We start from the raw sequence: 2,333 nt of genomic DNA on the forward strand, positions 1-2,333 counted from the left end.
CCACGTGTTACTCACCCGTTCGCCACTAATCCCCACCGAAGTGGTTCATCGTTCGACTTGCATGTGTTAAGCACGCCGCCAGCGTTCGTCCTGAGCCAGGATCAAACTCTCCGTGAATGTATTCCCGTAATCGGGATGACACCACGAGAGCGGAACCCCCCGCGGAATGAACGGAAGGGTTCACAGCGTCCTCGCTGTGTTTTCTTCAAAGGAACCTCGGCCATCGGAAAATGCTTCCGACGGACGGGGTATCAACATATCTGGCGTTGATTTTTGGCACGCTGTTGAGTTCTCAAGGAACGGACGCTTCCTTTGTACTCACCCTCGCGGGCTTTCCTCCGGGCTTCCCTTCGGTCTTGCGTTTCCGACTTTACCAGACGCTTTCGCGTCCGATTCCCAGTCGGGAGGTTCTCGCTTTCCGGCCTTTCGACCTTCCGGCGACGTCGACTGTATCAGATCCTTTCGGGCCTGACCTCAGTCAACTGGCTTTGTCCTCGCGGCTGTTGGGCCGTTCCGACGTTCCAAACTTTAGCGGATGCTGTCGGCAGTTCCTAATCGGGCTGCCGGGGCCCTTGGGAATTCAATTCGGGCACGCCGAAATTGACCCCGTAGGGAGATCGCACTAGTGGTTTGGTGTGCCGCTTCTGCGGCGGGAGGTGCTGTCGCAGAGCCGTTACGGCCCCGTGGCAACTCGAAGAACCTTACGGATCCACGAGGGGGTTGTCAAGCTTCCCCTTGGCGACGGCTCGGCAAACCTCGGGGGTGCCGTCAGTCCAGGTCGGTGAGCCGGCCGCCGGCATCCGGCTGGGCGTGCTCCACGCGGCGGAGGAGGCGGGTCAGGACGTCGCCGAGGACGCCGCGTTCCGCCTGGGAGAGGTCCTGGAGCAGGTCCTCCTCGAAAACGCTGGCCAGGCGCATGGCTGCCAGCCACTTCTCGCGGCCCTCGGTGGTGAGCTCGACGATGACGCGTACGCGGTTGGACTCGTCGCGCTCTCGGGTGACCAGGCCCTCGGACACCATGCGGTCGATTCGGTGGGTCATCGCGGCCGGTGTGAGGCCGAGGCGTTTGGCGAGGTCACTCGGGCCCATGCGGTAGGGGGCACCGGAGAGGACGAGGGCCTTGAGGACCTCCCATTCGGCGTTGCTGATACCGAGGGTGGCGGTCTGGCGGCCGTAGGCGACGTTCATGCGGCGATTGAGGCGGCCGAGGGCCGAGACGATCTTCTCGACCTGGGGGTCGAGGTCCTGGAACTCGCGCTGGTACGCGGCGATCTGCTCTTCGAGTGTCGGCTCGCCGACGCCGGGGGTGTCGCCCATGGGCCGAAGTATGGCATGCAGCCGCTTGGCGTCTAAGTCCTTCGGTGTGTAGAGTTCAATGCCTAAGTTTAGCTTTGAAGTCTTCACTTCTAAGTTCTCCTACCTACTGAAGCAGGTGACAGTGACCAGGGCGAGGGGCGCGGCGATGCGTCGGATCCATGTGGGCAACGCACTTGGCGCGTTCGGGCTCGGCTTCACCGTTCCGTATCTGTACGTCTATGTGGCGCAGGTACGGGAGCTCGGTGCTGTGACGGCGGGGCTTGTGCTCGCCCTGTTCGCGGTGGCTGCGCTGGTTGTGCTGCCGTTCGCCGGGCGGGCCATCGTCCGGCGCGGTGCGCTGCCGGTGCTGCTTGTCGCCCTGGTCACTGCCGCGTTGGGTGCGCTGGGACTGGGGTTTGCGAGCAGTGCGGCGGCCGTGTTGGTGGCCGCGGGGGTGCTCGGGGCGGGGCAGGCCGTGATGCAGCCGGCGCTTGCGACGATGATCGTGGACTGTTCCACCGCCGGGTCCCGGTCGCGGGCCTTCGCCATGCAGTTCTTTCTGCAGAATCTCGGGCTCGGGGTGGGTGGGCTCATCGGTGGGCATCTCGTTGATGCCTCGCGGCCGGGTTCCTTTACGTTGCTGTTCTCGATCGAGGCGGCGATGTTTCTGCTACTGGTCGTGGTCATGGGGACCGTACGGGTGCCGCGCGCGCCGCGGATCGGGGGCGCCGCGCCGGGGGTCAAGGGGAGCTGGAAGGAGCTCCTTGGTAATCGCGCCATGGTGCAGTTGTGTGTGCTGGGGTTTGTGCTGTTCTTCGCCTGCTATGGGCAGTTCGAGTCGGGGCTGAGTGCGTACGGCGTTGAGGCTGCGGGGATCTCGACTTCCGCGCTGGGTACGGCTCTTGCGGCGAACACGGCGGTGATCGTGGTCGCGCAGTTCGTGGTGCTGAGGTTCGTGGAGCGGCGTCGGCGGTCGCGGGTGATCGCGGCTGTGGGGCTGATCTGGGCCGTCGCGTGGGGCGTGGCCGGGTATGCGG

At 64.6% G+C, this 2,333-nt stretch carries 2 protein-coding genes and 1 rRNA gene; 1 reads left to right on the forward strand and 2 read right to left on the reverse strand.

Annotated elements, in window-relative coordinates; translation table 11 throughout:
- Positions 1–117 (reverse strand): 16S ribosomal RNA (locus G6048_RS47835); the annotation flags it as partial.
- A 651-nt stretch (positions 118–768) separates the two neighbouring features.
- On the reverse strand, positions 769–1,317 hold the full coding sequence (locus tag G6048_RS47840) for a MarR family winged helix-turn-helix transcriptional regulator (protein ID WP_165345860.1): 549 nt from the start codon (positions 1,315–1,317) through the stop codon (positions 769–771).
- A gap of 145 nt (positions 1,318–1,462) precedes the next feature.
- On the opposite strand from G6048_RS47840, the gene G6048_RS47845 reads away from it, so the two are divergent.
- On the forward strand, positions 1,463–2,333 hold an 871-nt coding region (locus tag G6048_RS47845), incomplete at its 3' end, for an MFS transporter (protein WP_165345861.1).

The organism is Streptomyces ureilyticus (assembly GCF_011045025.1).
Lineage (GTDB): Bacteria > Actinomycetota > Actinomycetes > Streptomycetales > Streptomycetaceae > Streptomyces > Streptomyces ureilyticus.